This window comes from Oleiphilus sp. HI0123 (assembly GCF_001635315.1).
Genome location: NZ_LWGE01001433.1, coordinates 1 through 5,250, shown reverse-complemented (window position 1 = coordinate 5,250; position 5,250 = coordinate 1). Strand labels below are relative to the sequence as shown.

Genomic DNA, 5,250 nt, shown 5'->3' with positions numbered 1-5,250 from the left:
ATGACACCTAGGGCCATAACCCTGGCCTGCGTCTCCCGATAAGATTGTTTTACTAACAATAACGGAGAAAATCTCATGTCTAAAGAAGCGGCAGCAATGCTTTCGGTCCCGCGCTCTCAAAGCGAGGGTGAAATCACCACCTGGATGTCATTAAAAAAATACGCTTACATCATTTCGCTGATTTTACCTTTAGCGCCTATCGGATCATGTTATCTAGCGGTTACAACAGGAAATGGCCTATGGTTATGGACAACAATCGTATTCTGGTATTTCGGAATAGCGGCACTAGATAGCTATTTTGGTGATGATGAAGCGAATCCAACCGAAAAAATGGTCGAAGAGCTTAAATCAGAGCCTTACTACAAAAAAGTGATGTACCTGACCGTTCCTTTGCTTTGGGCAGCGGTGATTGCATGTGCCTATACGGTATCTCAATACGAATGGTCCTGGTTTAACTTTATTGGTGGAGCCTTAACAGCAGGTTTAGCCGCTGGAATTGGCGTTAACCTTGGCCACGAGATGGGCCATAAGGTCAATGACCGAACGCAGGTGTTTTTTGCAAAGATGGCTCTAGCTTTACCGGGATATGGGCACTTTTTTATCGAGCACAACAAAGGCCATCACAAAGATGTGTCGACGCCTGAAGATCCTGCATCATCAAGAATGGGCGAGTCTATCTATCAATTCGTAAAACGAGAAGTGCCTGGGGCATTTCGCCGAGCATGGGAGCTGGAAAGCGCAAGGTTGAAGCGACAGGGTAAGTCAGAGTGGTCGTTACAGAATGAGATTATCCAGCCCGCTCTTGCAACTGTTGCATTGTACAGCATGCTGCTAGCTTACTTTGGGCCTGTGATGATTCCATTTCTGTCGATTGTGGCTGCATTCGGCTACTGGCAGCTGACGTGTGCAAATTACATTGAACATTATGGTTTGCTCAGGCAGAAGAACGAAAAGACTGGGCGATTCGAGCGCTGTCAGCCACACCATTCCTGGAATTCGAATCAGAAAATTTCCAATCTGATTCTCCTGCACTTACAACGTCACTCTGACCACCACGCGCATCCGACTCGCGCTTACCAAGTTCTCCGTGATTATCATGGTGTACCTTCTCTTCCTGCCGGATACCCATGGATGTTCGTATTAGCGATGATTCCACCGGTTTGGTTTTCGGTAATGGATCCGAAGGTTGTGAAATGGGCTGGTGGAGATATGGACAAGGTAAATATCGAGCCCACTAAGCGCGACGAGATCTTCTCTCGTCACCATCACCCTGAAGTAGAGAAGGCTGCCTAGGCAGGCTAAGTCTAACGGGATTAGAACACAATTACTGAACGGGTTTAGGTGCGTCCATGCTTGTACTTTCTTTATTGGCTCTGATCGGAGTCGCAGGGTTTGGCTCATTCCTGCTTAAAAACAGAATACAAAAACGAGCCATAAGAAAGTGGATGATCACTGTTCATGGATTAGCCGCCTCAGGTGCTTCGGTTCTGCTGATACTGGGTCTGTATGATGCGCATTCAGCAGATACTACCAACTCATGGAACTGGGTAGGACTTGTGCTCACTCTAGGTGTGGTCATTGGTTCGTATCAACTGTTCAGAAAAGTACTCAAAGGTAGGTCGAAACCTTTGATCTTGCAGTGCCTGCATGGTGTGTTTGCAGCGAGCGCGATATGCGTTTTGGCCTACTCGATGATTATTTAATACAACGACATATCAAAACTTAATAAAGGAGCAAAGACATGGCTCAATATGAATGCCCAGATTGTGGCTACATTTATGACGAAAGCAAAGGCGCTGAGCACGAAGGCTATCCTGCAGGAACGCTATGGAAAGATATTCCGGATGACTTTCCTTGCCCTGACTGCTTTGTGAGAGAAAAGCCAGATTTCGAAGAGCTGAAAGATTAATTGAGGAGCGATCATGAGCACAGAGAATTATAGAAAGTATTGTTGTATCACTTGCGACATGATTTATGACGAAGCATTAGGGATGCCCGAAGAGGGTATCGCGCCGGGTACACGCTTCGAAGATATTCCGGACGACTGGACCTGCCCGGAATGTTCGGCTTCAAAATCTGATTTCTATCTTGTCGAATAGGTGGCAGCCATGAAGCATATTATCATTATTGGTTCTGGGCATTCCGCGATTACGCTCGTCCGTGAACTTCGAGCGCACGGTAAAGCACTTAAGATAAGCTTACTTACGCAAGATTCAGGTGATTTGTACTACAAGCCAAATTTATCGAAAGCGATTTCAATGAATAAGGCGCCGCTTGATCTGATTATGAAAAAAAGGGAAGTTCTTGAACAAGAGCATGACGTTAAAATCATCCATCAGGTTCAGGTTGAAGCGATTGAAACAGACCAACGTTGTGTTCGTTACCGAGACTCTAATAGCGCAGTCAATGAACTAATATTCGATGAGTTGGTTTTAGCAACAGGCGCATCCCCGATGAATCTCGAACTAACAGATTCTCCACGATGCGTTTCAGTAAATAATCTAGCTGAATACGAAATGTTTAGAGCAGAACTCCAAAAACTTGATAAAAGCACGAGTCGAATCGCCATTATTGGTGCCGGTTTTGTCGGTATCGAGTTTGCCAGTGATCTGTGTAATAACGGCTTTCAGGTTGATGTTATAGATACTGCGAGCTGGCCGCTTAGCAGAAGTGTACCTGAGCAACTCGGTGAGCACATAATGAATGCGTTCCCAAAAGAACAAGTACAGTGGCACATGGAGCAGAAGGTAGGTGATGTTCAAGATGACGGTGATCAGCTTTTACTTGAGCTAGATACGGGTACCGTCATCCGCGCAGATCTTATCTTGTCAGCAGTTGGATTATTGCCTCGTGTTGACCTGGCTAAACAGGCTAATATCGAAATAAATCGAGGAATTATGACTGACGAATTCCTTAGAACAAGTCATCCCAATATTTACGCGATCGGTGATTGTGCTGAGACACTTGGTGCTGTTCGTTCGTTTATTGCTCCAGCAACCGCATCAGCAAAATGTTTGGCAAAAACCTTATGTGGGGAACCTGCTGCTTTAGTTCTGCCACCACAGGCTGTAGCGGTAAAGCTAGCCTATTCTCCCTTAGTGATATGTCCCAGCTACGAATCTAAAGGGGAATGGCGCGTGGAAGGCGAAGGTAACAGTTACGCTGCTCGTTATACGACTCAGTCCAATATTAGTGGCTTTGCATTGCTGGGTGAATGTATTGCTCAGAAGGGCAGTTTTATTAAGGAGATAGAACTTACTGGATAGGTATAATCTTTTAGCTCGAAGGGTGTCTAGCCCGCAATTTCGATGCGAATGCTGTATGAGAGTGTATGGATTGTCTAGATTTCTTGGATCTACCACCTATTTAGCCAATGGAAATGTTAAACCAATTGGTTGGATAGAGTTTTACGCGATGATAGTAATTTTTGTACGAAAGTGGTTTTGTAAACAAGTAACTTAGTGGCTACATTACTACAAGCAGTCCGCAGGATATTCTGTATTTGAGTCTATATTTATGTCCGCTTCTCTCACGTTACGGAATGGTGAAAAGCGGTCAGAAGATCCGATCCTATTCTCCGATAAATTTTACATTACCTACCAGAGGAATCCGCACATTAACAATGAAAGCTGATTCTAGATAATGAGCTTGTGGGAACGTATTTACCTATTTGTGCTTCAAAGGGAATTGAGGATAACCGCGATACCTAATTAGTTTGTCTAGTAAGTGATATTTGTGTGACTCTGAAGATGTTGATGGGTGTCTCATCTTTAGACTGACGCCAACGTTGCATATTTCTTTTTACTTTAAGTTCTATTATTCTATCTATAGAACGTTCGTTCTATAGATTTTGCTGGGATATAAAAAGAGAGAAATAAGTGGCCAAGTCCAAGTTTTCAACCAATGAAGAAGCCTTGAACGCTATCTTCAATGTATCCATTCCGCTTTTCGCAAAGCAGGGGTTTAGTGGTGTTTCAATACGCCAGGTAGCCACCGCCGTTGGCGTGAGTATCGCAACGATCTACCACCACTTTCCTGACAAGAAAGCGCTGTATCTCAGCAGTATCGAAGCTTCGTTTAAAGACATAGCTCCAAAGTTAGAAGCCGCTTTGCAGCCCGTTGGTAGTGAAGAGGAACAATTGAGGCGATTTATCTTTCAGTTCACGGAACTCATGGCAAACGACGAAAATCTTAGGCTCCTTCTACAACGTGAACTGTTAGAAGCTGATGAAGAAAGAATATCGCTACTCGCGAATAATGTTTTCATGGCGCAATGGGTAAATGTATTAAAACTAGTGGAGCGAATTTCTCCCAATAGCGACCCGCACATGACATCTATTTCTTTGTTCTCCCTTGTTTTTTATCACTTGGAATCTAAACCAATGAGGGTGTTTTTTCCTGGTGGAAAACCCGAGCATGATGACCCTGAATTCATTGCTGAACATGTATGTCATTTACTGAAAAATGGAGTGTTCCAATGAGTCTACGATTAGTAACACGATTATTAGCTGTTCTTGCAGCCGTCAGCATAGCTACGGCTTGCGGCGAGCAAAACGATACACTTCGTACCCAACTAGTGGCCGCCAAGCCAATTGAGGTCGATGCTCATCATGTTAAAGAAGATCTAGTGCCTCGATTTTATTCGGCAACAGGGTACACCAATGTATCTCGCAGTATCGAAATCAGTACTTCGCAATCGGCAACGATTGACGAACTGACAGTAAAAGAGGGTGACATGGTGTCTCAAGGTGATTTGCTAGTAGCCTTGGATGAAACCGAATTGCTTACCTCTATTCGTCGAGCAGAGAGTGCTATCGAATCAGCCAAAATTCGATTAAAGGATATGGCACATGATGTAGATAATGCTCGTCAACTGCGCGAAAAACGCGTGATTACTGTGGAACAACTTCGCAAGGCAAAAGTGCAACACAATCTTGCGGAAACTCAGTTGAATCAAGCGCAGAGTGAGCTGGAAAGGCAGCTTGCTCGGGAGCCTTATCACCGCATCAATAGTCCAATTGATGCACGCGTTATTAAGCGCTGGGTGAATCAAGGGGATTTGGCTGTTATTGGAAAACCTCTTCTTCAACTCGAAGCGATTGGTGGTTTGGAGTTTGAGGCTTCGTTGCCAGCAGAGTGGGGGCAGACTCTAAATATTGGTGACCAATATGACATTAAAATTCACAAGCGCGATGAACCCGTTAAAGCCGTTATATCTCATATCGTGAATAGTGTTGATCGTATTACCCA

Annotated in this window: 7 protein-coding genes; all 7 read left to right on the top strand. The window is 44.4% G+C overall.

What is annotated here, in order from left to right:
• Positions 1-75: 75 nt before the first annotated feature.
• Complete coding sequence (locus tag A3761_RS18625; RefSeq protein WP_231872153.1) at positions 76-1,293, top strand: alkane 1-monooxygenase; 1,218 nt, start codon at positions 76-78, stop codon at positions 1,291-1,293.
• A gap of 56 nt (positions 1,294-1,349) precedes the next feature.
• A complete protein-coding gene (locus A3761_RS18620; RefSeq protein WP_068507124.1) occupies positions 1,350-1,703 on the top strand; it encodes a hypothetical protein in 354 nt (117 codons plus the stop codon).
• A 38-nt stretch (positions 1,704-1,741) separates the two neighbouring features.
• Positions 1,742-1,909, top strand: coding sequence for a rubredoxin (locus A3761_RS18615; RefSeq protein WP_068507129.1), 168 nt, complete (start codon positions 1,742-1,744; stop codon positions 1,907-1,909).
• Positions 1,910-1,922: 13 nt separating this feature from the next.
• Positions 1,923-2,099 carry a rubredoxin gene (locus tag A3761_RS18610; RefSeq protein WP_068507132.1) on the top strand — a complete coding sequence of 59 codons (177 nt, stop codon included), beginning with the start codon at positions 1,923-1,925 and terminating at the stop codon, positions 2,097-2,099.
• Between the two features lie 9 nt (positions 2,100-2,108).
• Positions 2,109-3,266 (top strand): NAD(P)/FAD-dependent oxidoreductase, encoded by a 1,158-nt coding sequence (locus tag A3761_RS18605; protein ID WP_068507134.1) that lies wholly within the window; start codon positions 2,109-2,111, stop codon positions 3,264-3,266.
• Positions 3,267-3,878: 612 nt separating this feature from the next.
• The gene (locus A3761_RS18600; RefSeq protein WP_068507139.1) at positions 3,879-4,481 is read left to right on the top strand and encodes a TetR/AcrR family transcriptional regulator; all 603 of its coding nucleotides are present in this window, start codon (positions 3,879-3,881) and stop codon (positions 4,479-4,481) included.
• The coding region (locus tag A3761_RS18595; RefSeq protein ID WP_068750665.1) for an efflux RND transporter periplasmic adaptor subunit at positions 4,478-5,250 on the top strand (773 nt) is incomplete at its 3' end. The genes A3761_RS18600 and A3761_RS18595, both read left to right, overlap by 4 nt.

Bases quoted from the DNA above. Each gene is read 5' to 3' on its own strand.
- A3761_RS18625 (WP_231872153.1), top strand. From the start codon at position 76: ATGTCTAAAGAAGCGGCAGCAATGCTTTCGGTCCCGCGCTCTCAAAGC.
- A3761_RS18620 (WP_068507124.1), top strand. From the start codon at position 1,350: ATGCTTGTACTTTCTTTATTGGCTCTGATCGGAGTCGCAGGGTTTGGC.
- A3761_RS18615 (WP_068507129.1), top strand. From the start codon at position 1,742: ATGGCTCAATATGAATGCCCAGATTGTGGCTACATTTATGACGAAAGC.
- A3761_RS18610 (WP_068507132.1), top strand. From the start codon at position 1,923: ATGAGCACAGAGAATTATAGAAAGTATTGTTGTATCACTTGCGACATG.
- A3761_RS18605 (WP_068507134.1), top strand. From the start codon at position 2,109: ATGAAGCATATTATCATTATTGGTTCTGGGCATTCCGCGATTACGCTC.